At 58.1% G+C, this 17,378-nt stretch carries 16 protein-coding genes; 3 read left to right on the forward strand and 13 right to left on the reverse strand.

Annotated features, from left to right (window positions below; translation table 11 throughout):
• Positions 1–11 precede the first annotated feature (11 nt).
• The gene (locus QMG44_RS11615; RefSeq protein ID WP_086532272.1) at positions 12–1,526 is read left to right on the forward strand and encodes a tripartite tricarboxylate transporter permease; all 1,515 of its coding nucleotides are present in this window, start codon (positions 12–14) and stop codon (positions 1,524–1,526) included.
• Here the strand turns inward: QMG44_RS11615 and menE are convergent, their stop codons facing one another.
• The 8 genes from menE to QMG44_RS11655 all read right to left on the reverse strand — a co-directional run bounded on the left by menE (position 1,527) and on the right by QMG44_RS11655 (position 9,447).
• Positions 1,527–2,888 carry an o-succinylbenzoate--CoA ligase gene (gene menE, locus QMG44_RS11620; RefSeq protein WP_078774635.1) on the reverse strand — a complete coding sequence of 454 codons (1,362 nt, stop codon included), beginning with the start codon at positions 2,886–2,888 and terminating at the stop codon, positions 1,527–1,529.
• Positions 2,885–3,850, reverse strand: a complete 966-nt coding sequence (menC, locus tag QMG44_RS11625) for an o-succinylbenzoate synthase (protein WP_032678606.1) — start codon at positions 3,848–3,850, stop codon at positions 2,885–2,887. The genes menE and menC overlap by 4 nt, the downstream gene beginning before the upstream one ends.
• On the reverse strand, positions 3,850–4,707 hold the full coding sequence (gene menB / locus QMG44_RS11630) for a 1,4-dihydroxy-2-naphthoyl-CoA synthase (protein WP_014170982.1): 858 nt from the start codon (positions 4,705–4,707) through the stop codon (positions 3,850–3,852). Before menB ends, menC begins: the two co-directional genes overlap by 1 nt.
• Complete coding sequence (gene menH, locus QMG44_RS11635) at positions 4,704–5,480, reverse strand: 2-succinyl-6-hydroxy-2,4-cyclohexadiene-1-carboxylate synthase (protein ID WP_086532271.1); 777 nt, start codon at positions 5,478–5,480, stop codon at positions 4,704–4,706. Before menH ends, menB begins: the two co-directional genes overlap by 4 nt.
• The gene (gene menD / locus QMG44_RS11640) at positions 5,477–7,147 is read right to left on the reverse strand and encodes a 2-succinyl-5-enolpyruvyl-6-hydroxy-3-cyclohexene-1-carboxylic-acid synthase (protein WP_032678608.1); all 1,671 of its coding nucleotides are present in this window, start codon (positions 7,145–7,147) and stop codon (positions 5,477–5,479) included. Before menD ends, menH begins: the two co-directional genes overlap by 4 nt.
• A gap of 88 nt (positions 7,148–7,235) precedes the next feature.
• Positions 7,236–8,531 (reverse strand): isochorismate synthase MenF, encoded by a 1,296-nt coding sequence (gene menF, locus QMG44_RS11645; RefSeq protein ID WP_086532270.1) that lies wholly within the window; start codon positions 8,529–8,531, stop codon positions 7,236–7,238.
• A 95-nt stretch (positions 8,532–8,626) separates the two neighbouring features.
• Entirely contained in the window at positions 8,627–8,932 is a 306-nt protein-coding gene (gene elaB, locus QMG44_RS11650; protein ID WP_020883147.1) for a stress response protein ElaB, read from the reverse strand.
• 53 nt (positions 8,933–8,985) lie between these two features.
• Positions 8,986–9,447, reverse strand: coding sequence for a GNAT family N-acetyltransferase (locus tag QMG44_RS11655; protein ID WP_014170987.1), 462 nt, complete (start codon positions 9,445–9,447; stop codon positions 8,986–8,988).
• 70 nt (positions 9,448–9,517) lie between these two features.
• On the opposite strand from QMG44_RS11655, the gene rbn reads away from it, so the two are divergent.
• Both rbn and QMG44_RS11665 read left to right on the forward strand, forming a co-directional pair.
• Positions 9,518–10,435, forward strand: coding sequence for a ribonuclease BN (rbn, locus tag QMG44_RS11660; protein ID WP_086532269.1), 918 nt, complete (start codon positions 9,518–9,520; stop codon positions 10,433–10,435).
• A 64-nt stretch (positions 10,436–10,499) separates the two neighbouring features.
• Positions 10,500–11,504 carry a chemotaxis protein gene (locus tag QMG44_RS11665; protein ID WP_014170989.1) on the forward strand — a complete coding sequence of 335 codons (1,005 nt, stop codon included), beginning with the start codon at positions 10,500–10,502 and terminating at the stop codon, positions 11,502–11,504.
• Between the two features lie 102 nt (positions 11,505–11,606).
• Here the strand turns inward: QMG44_RS11665 and nuoN are convergent, their stop codons facing one another.
• From nuoN to nuoJ, 5 genes are all read right to left on the reverse strand, one after another.
• Positions 11,607–13,064, reverse strand: a complete 1,458-nt coding sequence (gene nuoN, locus QMG44_RS11670; protein ID WP_014170990.1) for an NADH-quinone oxidoreductase subunit NuoN — start codon at positions 13,062–13,064, stop codon at positions 11,607–11,609.
• Positions 13,065–13,070: 6 nt separating this feature from the next.
• Entirely contained in the window at positions 13,071–14,600 is a 1,530-nt protein-coding gene (gene nuoM, locus QMG44_RS11675; protein ID WP_014170991.1) for an NADH-quinone oxidoreductase subunit M, read from the reverse strand.
• Positions 14,601–14,676: 76 nt separating this feature from the next.
• A complete protein-coding gene (gene nuoL, locus QMG44_RS11680; RefSeq protein ID WP_014170992.1) occupies positions 14,677–16,518 on the reverse strand; it encodes an NADH-quinone oxidoreductase subunit L in 1,842 nt (613 codons plus the stop codon).
• Positions 16,515–16,817, reverse strand: coding sequence for an NADH-quinone oxidoreductase subunit NuoK (gene nuoK / locus QMG44_RS11685; protein WP_003861496.1), 303 nt, complete (start codon positions 16,815–16,817; stop codon positions 16,515–16,517). Before nuoK ends, nuoL begins: the two co-directional genes overlap by 4 nt.
• Positions 16,814–17,368: an NADH-quinone oxidoreductase subunit J gene (gene nuoJ, locus QMG44_RS11690; protein ID WP_014170993.1), complete on the reverse strand. Its 555-nt coding sequence runs from the start codon at positions 17,366–17,368 to the stop codon at positions 16,814–16,816. The genes nuoK and nuoJ overlap by 4 nt, the downstream gene beginning before the upstream one ends.
• Positions 17,369–17,378 lie beyond the last annotated feature (10 nt).

Consider the following 17,378-nt stretch of genomic DNA (forward strand, 5'->3'; position numbering starts at 1 on the left):
CGGAGCACGCTATGGATACCTGGATTTATCTCTCGCAGGGGTTCGCCGTGGCGATGACCCCGGAAAACCTGGTGATAGCCCTGATCGGCTGCTTTGTCGGGACCATTGTGGGTCTGCTGCCCGGCCTTGGGCCGATTAACGGCGTTGCCATTTTACTCCCGCTGGCGTTTGCCCTGCATCTGCCTGCGGAATCGGCGCTGATCCTGCTGGCGACGGTGTATATCGGCTGTGAATATGGCGGGCGTATTTCCTCCATCCTGCTGAACGTGCCCGGCGATGCGGCGGCCATTATGACCGCGCTGGATGGCTACCCGATGGCACGGCAGGGTCGCGGTGGCGTGGCGCTGTCCATCTCCGCGGTCAGTTCATTTTGTGGTTCGCTGATTGCCATCGGCGGTATCATTCTGTTTGCCCCAGCGCTGGCCCAGTGGTCGCTGGCGTTTGGTCCGGCAGAGTATTTTGCGCTGATGGTCTTTGCCATCGCCTGTCTCGGCAGCATGATGGCGCAGAATCCGCTGAAATCGTTTTTGTCCGCGCTGATTGGCTTAGGGTTAGCCACCGTCGGCGTGGATGCCAACACCGGGGTTTATCGCTTTACCTTTGACAGCGTGCACCTTTCCGACGGCGTGCAGTTTATCGTGGTCGTGATTGGCCTGTTCTCGGTCTCTGAAATTTTATTGATGCTGGAACATACCAGCAGCGGACAGACGCTGGTGCGTAAAACGGGCCGCATGCTTTTCAGTGCCAAAGAGGGCGCACAGTGTATCGGCGCGACGCTGCGTTCGTCGGTGATTGGCTTCTTCGTCGGCATTCTGCCGGGGGCCGGGGCCACCATCGCCAGCGCCATCACTTACATGACCGAGAAAAAGCTCAGCGGCAACAGTGACAGCTTCGGCAAGGGGGACATTCGCGGGGTAGCGGCCCCAGAGGCTGCGAATAACGCCTCGGCCTGCGGTTCGTTTATCCCGATGCTGACCCTTGGCGTGCCGGGCTCGGGCACCACGGCGGTGATGATGGGCGCGCTGACGCTCTATAACATTACGCCAGGACCGGCCATGTTTACCGAGCAGCCGGATATTGTCTGGGGGCTGATTGCAGCGCTGCTGATCGCCAACGTGATGCTGCTGGTCATGAACATTCCGCTGATTGGTCTGTTCACCCGGATGCTGACAATTCCCCTGTGGTTCCTGGTGCCGGCTATCGCGGCCGTCTCTGCGGTGGGGGTGTATGCGGTACACAGCACCACTTTCGATCTGGTGCTGATGGTACTGCTTGGCGTACTGGGCTACATCCTGCGTAAGATGCACTTCCCGATGTCACCGCTGATTTTAGGCTTTGTGCTGGGAGAGATGCTGGAGCAGAACCTGCGCCGCGCCTTGTCCATCAGCAACGGCAATATGTCTATTCTGTGGGACAGCAGCGTGACGAAGGTGCTGTTAGCGATGGCCATTCTGGTGATTGTGGTTCCGCCGGTATTGCGTCTGCTGCGTCGCCGCCAGCGCAAACCGGCACCGGAAATCGGTTGATTATCCTTTCAACAGACGGGTGACCCACTGTTTTAATGCCTGGCGGGAGATCTTAATCCCGCCATTTTTGAGCTCTGCCGGCAGCATCAGCCAGTGCACCGGCTGCTCAAAGCGCGCCAGTTTACCCTGTACCCATGCCGGGAAGCCGGTGATATCGGTTCCCGGTTCACACTCCACCACCGCCACCGGACGCTGACCGAACTCGGCGTCATCGAGTGGGACGATAAACGCCTGGTTTATCTGCGGATGGCGGGCAATAACCCGCTCAAGGCTTTCCGGCTGGATCCCTTCACCCCCGCTGAAAAAGAGGTTGTCCATTCGGCCAAGGATCGTCAGGCGCCCGTCATGCCATTCCCCGCGATCGCGGGTGGCAAACCAGCCCTGTGCATTGGTCAGCGGAATCAATGCACCGTCCCGCCAGTAACCTGCGGCCATACTTTGCGCTTTGATCCACACTTCACCGTCAACCACCCGCACCTCTCTGCCCGGCAACGCCGCGCCGACGTCCGGTTCACCGTCCGCCTCTTTGGCACAAACCGTTGAGGCAAACTCCGTCAGACCGTAGCCACAGAAAGTGCGGATCCCCCGCTGGCCCGCCTGCTGAGTCAGGTCAACGGGGATCGCGGCCCCGCCAAGCAGTACGGCTTTCAGCGCGACAGGCTGGTGTGCATTAAGCAGACGCCAGAGCTGCGTCGGTACCAGTGAGGCATGCGTACAGCCCTGCAGGGCCTGCGCCAGCGGCTGCTTCTCGCGGACGGTTAAGCGCGCGCCAGCCTGCAGCCAGCGCCACAAAATCCCCTGCCCGGAGACATGAAACAGCGGCAGGGAGAGCAGCCAGTCGTCTTCATCGCCGTAGGGCATCAGCGAAAGCACGCCGCGCGCACTGGCAAGATGGGCGGCACAGGTATGTACCGCCGCCTTGGGTAAACCGGTTGAACCGGATGTCAGCGTCATGGAAGCCAGCCGCGATGGTTGCCACGCCACGCGACACCCGCCCGGCGCCTCGCGCATGCTGAGCGCGACCAGCCCGTCGTAGACGCCGTCCAGCACCAGGGCAAAGCGCAGCGTCATCTGCGGGAGCAACACGTCCAGCAGCGGGTGCGGCAGCTGCGGGTTAACGGGAAGAATACGTGCCCCGCACTGAAGCAATGCCAGCCACGCCATCAGGGTTTGCGGGTGATTATGCGCCAGCAGCAGTACGCCGTCGCCCTCCTGCACACCCTGCAGCTGAAAGCCTGCGGCCAGTCTGTCGATGCGCGCACACAGCTGTTGCCAGCTGAGCGTCTCATCGTTCAGCCTCAGGGCCGGTTTATCAGCATACTGCGCGCACCAGTGTCGCCACGGCCAGTCGGTAAAACTCATAGCAACGGCTCCAGCCCCTCAACGTCAAGGAGCGGCAGCGTGCTGTCTGGCCACGGACGGATAAGCTGATTTTGCATCAGGTTCAGCGTATCGAGACCGGGGACAGTGTCTGGCGTTAACCAGGCGGCAATGCGCGCCAGTTGGGTCAGCCCCAGGCTGGACTCAATCGAAGAGCTAATGACCGCCGTCAGCCCGGCGGCATGGGCCGCCGCGACCTGCTCGCGTACCTTAGCAAGGCTGCCGGTCAAGGTCGGTTTAATGACCACCGCGCGGACACCCGGTTCGGCGACAAACGCAAAGCCGTCTTCACGCAGGCTTTCATCCCACGCGATGGCAATGCCGGTTTCACGGGCAAACGCCCGGGAATCGTCGCGAGTTTTACACGGCTCTTCCAGAAACGCGATACGACTGCGGTACGCCGGGTTTACGTACTTCGCGAACTGCTGCGCCTTCAGCGGCGTCCAGGCGCGGTTAGCATCCAGACGCAGATGCAGGTCGGGCAATGCTTCCAGTAAGAGGTTAGCGACCATCCCATCGCGCACCGCTTCATAGAGACCGACTTTGATTTTCGCCACTTTCTCGCCCGGCATGGCGGCGAGCAGCGCAAACAGTTCATCCGGATCGCCCGTACAGAGCGGTGCCGCGCGGTAATTAGCCTCTGCAGGCAAGCTACCGTCCAGCTCCGCCAGCGCGCAGCTAATACCAAAAGCCGCGGAAGGCACCTCCGGCAACGCCGGGTTCGCGCCCTCACGCCACTCACTGGCCCACGCCAGCAATACCGCCTGCGCGTCATCCAGCGATTCAAGGCTAAAGCCCGGCAGCGGCGAAATCTCGCCCCAGCCTTCCTGCTCGCCCTGCTGCAGATGCACCAGCATGCCATCACGGGTTTTTAACCGCCGTTCACGCAGCACCACGCCCGCGTCCATCGGTATCTGCCAGCGGTAAACCTGCGCGCGACGCATTACGGATTCCGTTTATATTTGCTGAAGTCAGGCTGGCGTTTTTCGTTAAAGGCGTTGCGACCTTCCTGCCCTTCTTCGGTCATGTAGAACAGCATGGTGGCGTTACCTGCCAGCTCCTGCAGACCTGCCTGACCGTCACAGTCGGCATTCAGGGCCGCTTTCAGGCAGCGTAGCGCCATTGGGCTGTTTTGCAGCATTTCACGACACCAGCGCACGGTCTCTTTCTCGAGGTCGGCAATTGGCACCACGGTGTTCACCAGGCCCATATCCAGCGCTTCCTGAGCAGTGTACTGACGGCACAGGAACCAGATTTCGCGGGCTTTTTTCTGACCGACAATGCGAGCCATGTAGGAAGCCCCCCAGCCACCATCGAACGAACCCACTTTCGGGCCCGTCTGGCCAAAGATGGCGTTCTCTGCGGCAATGGTCAGGTCACACATCATGTGAAGCACATGGCCGCCGCCGATGGAGTAGCCTGCCACCATCGCCACCACCGGTTTTGGACAGGTGCGGATCTGGCGCTGGAAATCGAGCACGTTCAGGTGGTGAACGCCAGAGTCATCCTGGTATCCGCCGTAATCGCCGCGCACTTTCTGATCGCCACCGGCACAGAACGCTTTTTCACCTTCGCCGGTCAGGACGATAACACCGATGTTGTCGTCATAGCGCGCGTCTGCCAGCGCCTGAATCATCTCTTTGACGGTCAGCGGACGGAACGCGTTACGCACCTGCGGGCGGTTGATGGTGATTTTGGCAATGCCGTCTGCGGATTTGTGGTAACGAATGTCGGAGTAACCTTCGGAGCAGTCTTGCCATTCAACCGGCGCATAGAGCATGTGTTCATCAGGATAGATCATAGAGAGTCCTTTATTCGAAGACGCAGTATCTGAGCCAGACTCGCAGCAACCGCAGCGGGGTTTTCCCGGTGGGCGTTGTGTCCGGCATGGGGGATCGCATGGCGTACGGCGTGCAGTTCAGCCGCAAGGGCTTTGAACTTCTCATCACGTTCACCATATAAATAATCAAAAGCGACGTTGCAGGCGCTCAGTCCCGGACGCAAATCAGGCTGCACGGCCAGCGAGGTGGCCTCGAGCATCATCGCCAGAGTCGCGCCATTGTTCTGGCTACGCTGACGAATAAGCGCCTGCCGCTGAACGTCCGTCAGGGAAGCAAATACGGGTTGTCGGTACCAGTCAGTGAAAACCACGTCGAGTGCCTCGGTACGAAAGCGCCGCGCCCAGCGGCGATCGGATGCCAGCCGCGCACTCCGCTCACCGGCGTCCTGTAGCCCGGGATGGCCGCCTTCCACAATAATGCCCTTCAGCCCCTCTGGCTGCTGGCAGGCATGGAACATCGCAATGCGGCCGCCGAGGGAGTACCCCACCAGCCAGAAATTCAGTATGTTGTAACTAAGCAGGGTTCGGGTCAGCAAATCGCTCATCTCCTCGAACCCGGTCACGCCAGTATTGCCGGAATCACCGTGCCCCGGCAGGTCGAGATACAGCTGCGGGTAATCGCTCAGCGCCGCCCCGACCGTCTGCCACTCGCGGCAATCCCCGGAAAAACCGTGCAAAAAGACCAGCCAGGGATAACCTGGCTTTCCAGCCTGCTGCACGCCCGCGAGGATCACAGGTGGCTTACCTGGGCCAGCAGGCTTTGCAGTTTCTGCGCGCCGTCAGCATCGTTCACCACCAGCTCGATCAGCGTCGCACCGGGCTGTCGCCAGGCGCTGCTGAGGGCCGCATCAAGCGCCTCCCAGCTTTCCGGGCGATGGTATTTCAGGCTGAACATTGCCGCGGCGTGTTCAAACTGCACGTTCTGGGGCATCAGATAGAAACGCTCACGTTCGCTCTGCGGGGTGGGCAGCAGGGAGAAAATCTGTCCACCGTTGTTGTTAACCACAATCAGCACAAACGGTGCCGAAACCTGACGCAGCAGCGCCAGGGCATTGAGGTCGTACAGTGCGGAGAGATCGCCGACGATCGCCAGCGTAGACTTCGCGCTGGCACGCTGTACGCCCGCCGCCGTGGAGATCAACCCGTCAATGCCGCTGGCCCCCCGGTTACTGTAGACCGGGTAACCGGCTGGCAGCTTTGAAAAGGCATCTATCAGGCGAACCACCAGGCTGTTGCCGACAAACAGCTGCCCCTGCTCGGGCAGATACTGACGAATACGGTGTGCCAGCCCGGCCTCACTGAACGCTTCGCAGCTCGCCTGGGTTAACGCCCAGGCCTGTTCCGAAAGCGCCGGGATCGCAACGGCCCAGGGCTTGCGTTTTTCAGCCGGATGGAGCGCAAGCCAGGCGTCAATCTCACTGACCAGACGACGACCACGATGGTGTGCCGGGTCGAGCCGCCCTTCCAGCGAGTCCACCAGCCAGTACTCTTCTGGATCACAGGTAGCCTGCCACTGCAGTAACCGTTTACCGGTCAGGCTTGAGCCGAGCTGGACAATAATCTGCGCCTGCGAAAGCTCGGTGACCGCCTTCGCATTCCCCAGCCAGAGGTCGGCACACGGCAGCGGCTGACCGGTCTGGGAAAGCACGTCGCCAATCAGCGGCCAGCCAAGGGTTTGCGCCCATTCCGCAACCAGCTTGCCTTGCGCGGCGCTCATGCGCCCGGCAACCACCACGCCACGCTTCTGCCGCCAGAAGAACCAGTCACGTTGTCTGGCGCTTTCAGGATGCGGTTGTGCACGCAGCCACGGCTTTTCACTTTGCCACCACTCACCCAGGGTGCGCTGCCATTCAAGACCGGTGTCATCCATTTCGCCATACAGCGGTTCGGCAAACGGACAGTTAATATGCAGCGCCCCGCTGCGCAGTGTCCCGATGGCATGATCGATTGTCGAGACCAGCCAGCTTGCCGGAATATCCTGAGTAGGACGCGGTAACGCGATTGCCTGTGAAGGATGCGAGGCAAAGATGCCCGGCTGACGAATGGCCTGGTTGGCACCACAGTCGATAAGCTCGGGGGGACGATCCGCGGTCAGCAGGATCAGTTTCTCCCCGGTTAATCCGGCTTCGATCAACGCCGGATAGAGGTTTGCCACCGCGGTACCGGAGGTCACAATCACCGCCACAGGCTCGTTGCTGACTTTCGCCAGCCCCAGCGCCAGATGGCCAAGCCCGCGTTCATCAAAATGAGTGTGGTGAATAAATGCCCGGTTTTCAGCGGCCGCCAGCGTCAGCGGGGTTGAACGAGAACCCGGTGCAATACACACGTGCCTGACGCCATGGCGAGTCAGGGCTTCAAGGATCACCGCCGCCCAGCGTCGGTTAAAAGAACTTACTGACATGAGATTGTCCGGTATCAAGAATGCGACACAGTATAAATAATAGAAAAAATTGGAATTTTGATATGAATCGGGATTGCGCGAATCAGTCTTAATCCCTTAGGAGCAGAGAGCGCAGTCCGGCCGCTTTGTTTTCTATCTCCTGCCACTCCTGCTCCGGGTCAGAGCCGCTGACAATTCCCGCCCCGGCGTACAGCCGCAGGGCGTCTTCGTAAACACGGGCAGAACGCAACGCCACGCAGAACTCGCTTTGTTCAGGGGATAAATACCCGGCAGAACCGGCGTACCACTCGCGGTCGAACGGCTCGTTGTGGTGGATAAAGTCGCGCGCCGCCTGACGCGGCAGACCGGCGACGGCCGCCGTGGGCTGCAGAACATGCAGGCATTGTGCATCGTCAGCGTGTTTGAGCTCGGTCCAGATACAGCGACGCAGATGCTGTACTTTACGCAGCCGAACAACCTGGGCGGGCAGCACCTCCAGCGTCTGGGTATGGTGCTGGAGCCGCTGGCAAATATCTTCCACCACCAGCATATTTTCACGCTGATTTTTGTCGTCGTTCATCAGCCAGTCGCCCAGCCGTTCGGCCTGTTTATCATCGGTATGGCTGGCGACGGTGCCTGCCAGCGCTTCCGTGCGCAGCAGCTTGCCGCGTCTGCGCCACAGGCGCTCGGGGGTCGAGCCGAGAAACGCGTTGCTGGCATCGAACACCATGCAGAAATGGTAGCAGTTCAGGTTCAGGGCGCGGCTGGCAGCCATCAGTGCGACAGGATTAACAGAGTGCTTAAACTGCAGGTCGGTTGCCCGGGCGAGCACCACCTTTTCAAAATCACCGCGTACGATGGTCTGGGTTGCCTTGCGGATAAGGCGCAGCCATTCGGGTTGTTCCGGATGATGCTTTTCCTGCACAACCTCAACGGACAGCGGACGAATGGGTCTCGCCTCACCGAGCTGCTGGAGAAAATCCAGCGCGGCGCGGGCATCATCGTGAAGTGAACTGTCGCTCCACAGCTGCAGGCGTAATGTGGCCTGTCCGGCGGTACGTCGCCACAGCAGACGCGGTAAAAACAGACTGCCCTGCTCGGGATTAAACGCATTCAGGCCGCAGATACGCGTGTCGCGGGCCGCATCATGCGCCTGCAAAAACTGTGAGGCACATGCCAGAGAGGAGAAATGCGCGACGGCACCAAGCGCAGCAAGTTCTTCATCACCGTTACGCTGTTGCCAGTAAAACTGAGGATAGCAATGCTGAACGCCCAGCCAGGCCAGGGGATCGAAGGCGTCGTTTAACGGGAAAGAGACGTCGAAGTGATGTAAACCGGGTGCAGTGGGTAACGCTTGCGTAAGCTGGCTACGCAGATGCTCCAGCGCGGTAGAAATCGAATTCACGCGAACCTCTCCCTGTTAAAACCGCATATTATACGGGGTACTGACCATAAATAGCAGTACCCACGTATAGGGAGTGGTTAACCGTATAAGGAACGTTAACGGCGGGCTAAAAGCAGCCCCAGCACCAGTCCGACAGCTGCCCCTACCCCGATGCCTTGCCATGGTTTTTCATGGACGTAATCATCGGCACGGTATACCGCCTTTTTCGCGCGGTAGTAGTAATTGTCCGAAGCATGGCTGACGCGATTTTTAACATCATCCAGCGCTTTTTCGGCACGGGCTTTCAGCTCAATATATTTCTGATCGGCAGGGTCGCCCGACGAACGTAACACCTCTTCCAGCGTTTCGCTCAGCAAGGCCAGGTCGTCATCGATACGGGTATCCCAGGATTGAAATGACATATTTTTCTCCATGTTAGTACACCAGTCCGCTAACTATAGCCAACGACTCGCCATTACGCCTGTTTCGCTTCCCGCGCCATACCGATGTGTGGAATACCGTCCTCATCGTACACGTCCGTCACGGGCGTAAACCCAAAATGCCCGTAAAACGGTTGCAGGTGCGCCTGCGCGCCCAGATATAACGCCTTGTCCGGCCACTGTTTTTGGCACGCTTCCAGCGTTTTTTCCATCAGCTGATAGCCCAGTTTTTCACCACGCGCGTTGCCGCTGATAATCACGCGACCAATCACGACAGGCTCAAAATCGTCTTCGCTTTTCAGAATCCTCGCATACGCCACCAGCGCGTTGTCCCGCCAGCCAAGAATATGGCGATTCTCGCCAATAAGATCATCGCCATCGATATCCTGATACGGGCAGGTTTGTTCAACAACAAACACTTCGCAGCGCAGTTTGAGCAGCGCGTAAAGTGACGTTACCGTGAGCTCACTATGGTGTAAATCTTGCCACTGGATCATGTCAGTCTCCTTCCTGGGTTCATCACGTTATACTAAACCCCTCCCCGTTCGGCAAAGGGCTGATTACGTTATGGAACTGATTTTTCTCGGTACGTCCGCTGGAGTGCCAACCCGATCACGAAATGTGACCGCGATTCTGCTGGATTTGCAGCACCCGACGCGGGGTGGATTATGGCTTTTTGACTGCGGTGAAGGGACGCAGCATCAGCTGTTACATACCCCGTATCATCCCGGCAAACTGGATAACATTTTCATTACCCATCTGCATGGCGACCATCTGTTTGGCCTGCCTGGCCTGCTGTGCAGCCGCTCAATGGCGGGCAATGCCAACCCGCTGACGATTTACGGGCCTGCGGGTATCCGGGAATTTGTCGACACCACGCTGCGTCTGAGCGGCTCATGGACAGATTATCCCCTGGAGGTGGTGGAGATAACCGCCGGTCTGGTCCTGGATGACGGGGTTTATCGGGTGACAGCCCAACCCCTGAGCCATCCGGTGGAGTGCTATGGTTATCGCATTGAGGAGCAGGATAAACCCGGCGCGCTCAATGCGTCGGCGTTACTGGCCGACGGGATTAAACCCGGGCCGCTGTTCCAGCGCCTGAAGCAGGGCGAAACCGTGACGCTGGAAGACGGGCGCGTCATCAACGGGCAGGATTACCTCGCCGCCCCGCAGCCCGGGAAAAAACTGGCGATTTTTGGCGACACGGCCCCGTGCCCGGCGGCGTTGCTGCTGGCGCAGGGTGTGGATCTCATGGTGCATGAAGCCACCCTCGAGGCTACGATGGAAGAGAAAGCCAACAGCCGGGGCCATAGCTCTACGCACCAGGCGGCGCAGCTTGCGCGTGACGCGGGCGTCGGGAAACTGATCGTCACCCATGTCAGCTCGCGCTACGACGCCCGGGGCTGTGAACGCCTGCTGGCAGAGTGCCGTGAACGTTTCCAGGAATGTGAGCTGGCCGAAGATTTCGCTAAGGTCAGCGTTTAGTCCTTCATTTTTCTCTCAGAGTGCCGATAACGATTAAAAGGTCAGCATTTCTCTCGAGGGTAGAATGGATAATTTCCAGAAAGATATTGATGACAGGGCGAATCTCACCCTGTCGAACCGTTTTGAACTGTTGCTGTTCCGTCTTGGCACCTCTCTGAACGCAAATAAATCCGAGCTGTTTGGCATTAACGTCTTTAAGCTGCGTGAAATTGTGCCGATGCCAGAGTTCACGAAACCCGCCGGGATGAAATCACCGCTGATGGGCATGGTGAATATTCGCGATCAGGTTATCCCGGTAATCGACCTGGCTGCCGTGGCGGGCTGTAAGCCAACCACCGGGCTAAACATCCTGCTGATCACGGAATATGCCCGCAGCGTGCAGGCTTTTGCGGTGGAATCCGTTGAGAACATCATGCGTCTTGACTGGAAGCAGGTGCACGCGGCGGAAACTGCCGTCAGCGGGCGGTATATCACCAGTATCGCCTGTCTGGATGAGAAGACCGACACCAATGAGCTGGCGATGGTGCTCGACGTTGAGCAGATCCTGTATGACATCACCCCGGCCAACCACGACCTGCATGCCACGGATCTGAAGACCACGAAATTCCACATCAAGCCCGGTGCCGTCGCGATTGTCGCCGAAGACTCTAAAGTGGCACGCTCGATGCTGGAAAAAGGTCTGCAGGCGATGGAGATCCCGGCGCAGCTGCATATCACCGGCAAAGATGCGTGGGAGAAAATTAGCGTGCTGGCGGCACAGGCTCAGGCTGAAGGTGTGCCGATTACCGATAAGATTGCACTGGTGCTGACCGACCTGGAAATGCCGGAGATGGACGGCTTTACCCTGACGCGTAAAATCAAAACCGACCCGCTGTTGAAAGATATTCCGGTGGTGATCCACTCTTCCCTCTCCGGCAATGCTAACGAAGATCATATTCGCAAGGTGAAAGCCGACGGTTACGTGGCAAAGTTTGAACTCAATGAACTGTCGTCAGTCATTGAAGAAGTTCTGGATCGGTCAATGAAGAAGATTGACGGTCCGCTGATTAGCCGTAAACAGCTGGCTTAACTTTCAGCAGGCTCACGCTTTTCCGACAGGGCAAGGGCGCAAGCCAACAAAAAACCCGCCGAGGCGGGTTTTTTTATTCACTGCGGTCAAACAGTAACGTGATTACATCAGCGGCATCGCGTGCTGCACGATGGTGATCAGCGGCTGTGGATAGATACCGAAGATCAGTACCAGCAGCGCGGAGATCAGTACCACGATACCACCGGCGCTGTACTGCCAGTTACGCGGCGCATCGCGGTTCAGCTGCTGAGGTGCACTCAGATACAGACTCACGGCCACACGCAGGTAGTAGTAGAGACCGATTGCAGAGCCGATCACCACGCCCGCCGTCAGCCACCACAGGTGTGCCTGCACACCCACTGCCAGCACGTAGAACTTACCGATAAAGCCCAGCGTCATCGGAATACCCGCCAGAGAGAGCATCATCACGGTCATAACGGCGGACAGAATCGGACGGTGCCAGAACAGACCACGGTAGGAGAACAGGGAATCTGCATCCGGACCACGGTACGGGCTGGACATCAGGCTCACCACGCCGAACGCGCCGAGGCTGCTGAACAGATAACCGGCCAGGTAAACACCGACGGTCTCCATCGACATCTCACCGCTCTGCAGCGCAATCAGTGCCACCATCAGGTAGCCCAGGTGGGAGATAGATGAGTAGCCCAGCAGACGTTTAATGTTGGTCTGGCTCAGCGCCATCAGGTTACCGAAGATGATGGAAGCAAACGCGATGATACCCAGCACCACGCGAACCGCTTCGCTGTCACCCACCGGCGCGTACAGGAACAGACGCATCACCACCCCGAAGATAGCGATTTTGCTCGCCGTCGCCAGGAAGGTTGAGACTGGAGCAGGCGCGCCCTGGTAGACGTCTGGCGTCCACAGGTGGAACGGAACCAGAGAGAGCTTAAAGCCAAGGCCAACAATCATCATGCCCAGACCCGCCAGCAGCAGCGGTTCGTGCAGCATACCGTCGCCGAGGCTCTTGCCGAGCGCCATGAAAGAGAGATTACCGGACTGTGCGTACAGCAGCGCGATACCAAACAGCAGGAAAGACGACGCGGCAGCAGACAGAATGGTGTACTTGATGCTCGCTTCCAGAGAACGTTTCTGACGGAAGGCGTAACCAATCAGACCGAACAGCGGCAGAGAGATAAGCTCAATACCGAGGAACAGCGCAGCCAGATGGTTCGCATTCGCCAGCAGAATACCGCCCAGCGCGGCAATCAGTACCAGCAGGTAAAACTCTTCTTTGTTGTCGTTGTAGCCTTCCAGCCATGGGTACGCAAACGTACAGGTTGCCAGGCTCGCCAGCAGAACCAGACCCGAGTACAGCATGGCATAGCCGTCAACGCGCATCAGTGGAGTGACGTCCATCGCCCCGCCCTGGCCAACAAACCAGAGAGAGACTAATGCGGCGTTCAGACCGATGACCGACAGCGTGGCATTCAGGAAGTGATTGCGTCGCCACGCAATGGAGAGCATCACAACCACCACCGTCAATCCGACGATCAGCAGCGGTAGCAGCGCGATCAGTTGTTGTGGAGTTATTGTCATGGCGAATTACGGCCTTGTAGTAGAAGCAGAATTAACAAACCACTGCTGGATATTTCCCATCGCGGAGTGCGAGGTATCCAGAATTGGCTGCGGGAAGAAGCCCAACAGCACCAGCAGTACGACCAGCAGCAGGATGATGAACAGCTCACGCAGCGACATCCCCGGCAGTTCTTTTGCAGCAATTTCGCTCTTCGCTTTACCGAAGTAAGCGCGGTGCAGCATCGCCAGCGAGTAAACGGAAGCGAACACCAGACCAAAGGTGGAGATCACGGTAATGACCGGCACCACTTTGAAGCTGCCGAACAGAATCATAAATTCGCCGACGAAGTTACCGGTGCCTGGCATACCCAGCGTGGCCACCGCGAAGAACATAGAGAGCGCTGGCAGCCATTTAATTTTGCTCCACAGACCGCCCATCATACGCATGTCACGGGTGTGAAGACGTTCGTACAGCTGACCACACAGGATGAAGAGACCGGCTGCGGACAGACCGTGCGCAATCATCTGGATAACCGCCCCCTGGTAAGCCAGCTGGCTGCCGGTGTAGATGGCAATCAGTACAAAGCCCATGTGGGAAACGGAGGTGTACGCAATCAGACGTTTAATGTCGTACTGCGTGAAGGCCATCCAGGCACCGTAGAAGATACCGATCACACCAAGCCACATCGCAATTGGCGCGAACTCAGCAGACGCATTCGGGAATAGCGGCAGAGCGAAACGCAGCAGACCGTAGGCCGCGGTTTTCAGCAAGATCCCCGCCAGGTCAACGGAACCCGCCGTTGGCGCCTGTGAGTGCGCGTCTGGCAGCCAGCCGTGCAGGGGAACCACCGGCATTTTCACCGCGAAGGCAATGAAGAAGCCCAGCATCAGCAGGTATTCCACACCGTGAGACATCGGGGTCTTCAGCAGGTCTTCATAGTTGAAGGTCCAGATACCGGTCGCCGTGTGGTGAACAAACACCAGCGCCAGAATCGCAATCAACATTACCAGACCGCTCGCCTGGGTATAGATGAAGAACTTGGTTGCCGCCGTGATACGCGTTTTACCGTCGGACGCCTTATGGCCCCACAGCGCGATCAGGAAGTACATCGGCACCAGCATCATCTCCCAGAAGAAGAAGAACAGGAACATGTCGATGGCAAGGAACACGCCGATAACGCCGCCCAGGATCCACATCAGGTTCAGGTGGAAGAAGCCCTGGTATTTTTCAATTTCTCGCCAGGAGCACAGTACCGCCAGAACGCCGAGCAGACCCGTCAGCACCACCATCAGCAGCGACAGACCGTCGATAGCCAGGTGAATGGTTATCCCAAAACGCGGGATCCACGGCAGAATAAATTCAGACTGCCACTGCGGAATCCCCGCAGACTGCGTCAGAGAGTAGCCACCCTGCAACCACAGTTGCAGACCAAGCGCGAGCGTCAATCCCATGGTGATCAGCGCGATCCAGCGCGGCATCTTCACGCCAAAGCGTTCAGTCTGCCAGCACAGGAAGCCGCCGATGAAGGGAATTAATATTAGCCAGGGTAGTAACATGGCGATTTACATTCCTTTTTAAGGCCCCCAGCAGGGGCCTGATTTTCAACGAATTCGAATAAAATTCACTTAACGATCAACGCAACACCATCAGCAGCGCCAGCACGACAACCGCACCGATGCTCATGGACGCCACATACCAGCGCAGGTAACCGTTCTCGCTGAACAGCAGGCCTTTACCTGCAAAGCGGGAAAGGATCGCCGGGATATTCATCAGGGAGTTCAGCGGATCGCGTTTTAGCAGCCACGCAATGCCCAGGAACGGCTTGACGAAGATCATGTCGTACAGCCAGTCGAAGCCCCACGCGTTGTACCACCAGGTCCCCAGCAGGCGGCCTGGCGCACTGTTGGCAACGGCAGTCACCAGCGTACGTTTGCCCAGCCACAGCCATGCTGCGATCAGGATGCCCGCGATAGCGACCACACCCGAGGTGATTTCAAGCGTCAGAACGCGACCGTGCTCAAGCTCGGTGGTGTCCGGCAGTACGCCCTGCAGCGGTGGCACAATCAGTGCGCCAACGAAGGTGGAGAGTACCAGCAGCACAATCAGCGGCAGGTGATGAGTAATCCCCTTCCCTGCGTGAGCGTGAATTTGTTCTTTACCGTGGAATACGATGAAAATCATACGGAAGGTATACAGGGAGGTCATGAACGCACCGACCAGACCCGCAACCATCAGATTGATATGACCATTCGCCATGGCACCGGCAAGGATTTCGTCCTTACTGAAGAAGCCCGCGGTAATCAGCGGCAGTGCCGCCAGCGCCGCGCCGCCCACCAGGAAGCAGACATAAACCAGCGGAATGGATTTACGCAGTCCGCCCATCTTGAAGATATTCTGCTCGTGGTGGCAGGCCAGAATCACGGAACCGGATGAGAGGAACAGCAGCGCTTTAAAGAACGCGTGCGTCATCAGGTGGAAAATGGCTGCGTCCCATGCCTGAACACCCAGTGCCAGGAACATATAACCAATCTGGCTCATGGTGGAGTACGCGAGAACGCGTTTGATGTCGGTTTGCACCAGCGCGGCAAAGCCTGCCAGCACCAGCGTTACCGCACCAACGATACCCACCAGATGCAGAATTTCCGGCGTCATCAGGAACAGACCATGCGTACGCGCAATCAGGTAGACCCCAGCGGTAACCATGGTTGCGGCGTGGATCAGCGCGGAGACAGGCGTTGGACCTGCCATCGCGTCGGCCAGCCATGTCTGCAACGGCAGCTGCGCGGATTTACCCACGGCACCACCCAGCAGCATCAGCGTTGCCCACCACAGCATGTCATTGCCGGCAGCGAAGTGCGCTGGCGCCAGTTCCACCATTTCGCGGAAATTCAGCGTGCCCAGTTCGTTGTAGAGAATGAACAGCGCGAAGGCGAGGAAGACGTCACCCACACGGGTCACGACAAACGCTTTCATGGCCGCTGCACCATTCTTCGGATCGGTATAGTAGAAGCCGATCAGCAGATAAGAGCAGAGACCCACGCCTTCCCAGCCGAGATACATCAACAGCAGGTTATCGGCCAGCACCAGAACAACCATGCTCGCGATAAACAGGTTGGTGTAGGCGAAGAAGCGGGAGTAACCCTCTTCACCGCGCATATACCAGGAGGCAAACATGTGGATCAGGAAGCCCACGCCGGTCACCACGGAGAGCATGGTCAGAGAGAGACCATCCAGCACCAGGTTGAAACCGATGTTGAAATCACCGACCGACATCCAGGTCCACAGCGGTACGCTGAAGGCCTGACGCCCGTTATTAAAGAAGTCGATACCCGCATACGCTGTCACCAGCGCAGCCAGACCCACAGAGCCCATGCCGACGGTGGCGGACAGATTCTCAGACCAGCGGCCACGAGAAAACGCCAGCAGCACGAAGCCAATCAGCGGAAAAATAATGGTTAAGGCAAGCATGTTCATCCACGCAACTCACTTACTGAATCGATGTTCAGGTTCTGGCGGCGACGATGGAGCTGCAGTAACAGCGCCAGGCCAATACTCGCTTCGGCAGCCGCGAGGCTGATGGCGAGAATGTACATCACCTGACCATCGGTCTGGCCCCAGTAGCTTCCGGCGACCACGAAGGCCAGCGCGGAGGCGTTAATCATGATTTCCAGACCGATCAGCATAAACAGCAGATTGCGGCGGATAACCAGACCGGTTAAGCCCAGAACGAATAAAATCGCAGCGAGGATCAGTCCATGTGTTAAGGGGATCATGCGCGTTCCTCCGTTTTTCTTTTCGCGCGGTCGTCAGTGCGGTTGCTCAGCAACTCACCAGCACGCTCTTCGCGGCCAACGTGGAAGGCAACAACCAGGCCCGCCAGCAGCAGCATAGAGGCCAGTTCAACCGCCAGGACGTATGGGCCAAACAGTGTAATACCCACCTCTTTAGCGCCGATTGGCGTGCCGTCGATGCCCTGATCATTCACGCCCAGAATGGCGTAAACAATGACCACCAGCATGATGGCCGACAGGATCGCCGGGCCAATCCAGACCTGCGGTTTTAACCACTGACGTTCCTGCTCAATTTCAGAGCCGCCCAGGTTCAGCATCATCACCACGAAGACGAACAGCACCATGATGGCCCCGGCGTAGACGATGATCTCCAGCGCACCAGCAAAGTGCGCGCCCAGCGCAAAGAACACCCCGGAAATAGCCAGCAGCGAGATAATTAAGTACAGCAGCGCATGCACCGGATTGGTGTGCGTAATCACTCGCAGCGTAGCCAGGATGGCGATAAGGCCACAGATATAAAAAGCGAATTCCATTGCCCTCTCC

It is taken from the genome of Enterobacter sp. 200527-13, from assembly GCF_027924865.1.
Taxonomy (GTDB): Bacteria; Pseudomonadota; Gammaproteobacteria; order Enterobacterales; family Enterobacteriaceae; genus Enterobacter; species Enterobacter ludwigii.

What these genes read in the sequence shown, in the direction of transcription:
- QMG44_RS11615 (WP_086532272.1), top strand. Translation starts at nt 12, where the DNA reads ATGGATACCTGGATTTATCTCTCGCAGGGGTTCGCCGTGGCGATGACC.
- menE (WP_078774635.1), bottom strand. Translation starts at nt 2,888, where the DNA reads ATGAGTTTTACCGACTGGCCGTGGCGACACTGGTGCGCGCAGTATGCT.
- menC (WP_032678606.1), bottom strand. Translation starts at nt 3,850, where the DNA reads ATGCGTCGCGCGCAGGTTTACCGCTGGCAGATACCGATGGACGCGGGC.
- menB (WP_014170982.1), bottom strand. Translation starts at nt 4,707, where the DNA reads ATGATCTATCCTGATGAACACATGCTCTATGCGCCGGTTGAATGGCAA.
- menD (WP_032678608.1), bottom strand. Translation starts at nt 7,147, where the DNA reads ATGTCAGTAAGTTCTTTTAACCGACGCTGGGCGGCGGTGATCCTTGAA.
- elaB (WP_020883147.1), bottom strand. Translation starts at nt 8,932, where the DNA reads ATGTCATTTCAATCCTGGGATACCCGTATCGATGACGACCTGGCCTTG.
- QMG44_RS11655 (WP_014170987.1), bottom strand. Translation starts at nt 9,447, where the DNA reads ATGATCCAGTGGCAAGATTTACACCATAGTGAGCTCACGGTAACGTCA.
- rbn (WP_086532269.1), top strand. Translation starts at nt 9,518, where the DNA reads ATGGAACTGATTTTTCTCGGTACGTCCGCTGGAGTGCCAACCCGATCA.
- QMG44_RS11665 (WP_014170989.1), top strand. Translation starts at nt 10,500, where the DNA reads ATGGATAATTTCCAGAAAGATATTGATGACAGGGCGAATCTCACCCTG.
- nuoN (WP_014170990.1), bottom strand. Translation starts at nt 13,064, where the DNA reads ATGACAATAACTCCACAACAACTGATCGCGCTGCTACCGCTGCTGATC.
- nuoM (WP_014170991.1), bottom strand. Translation starts at nt 14,600, where the DNA reads ATGTTACTACCCTGGCTAATATTAATTCCCTTCATCGGCGGCTTCCTG.
- nuoL (WP_014170992.1), bottom strand. Translation starts at nt 16,518, where the DNA reads ATGAACATGCTTGCCTTAACCATTATTTTTCCGCTGATTGGCTTCGTG.
- nuoK (WP_003861496.1), bottom strand. Translation starts at nt 16,817, where the DNA reads ATGATCCCCTTAACACATGGACTGATCCTCGCTGCGATTTTATTCGTT.
- nuoJ (WP_014170993.1), bottom strand. Translation starts at nt 17,368, where the DNA reads ATGGAATTCGCTTTTTATATCTGTGGCCTTATCGCCATCCTGGCTACG.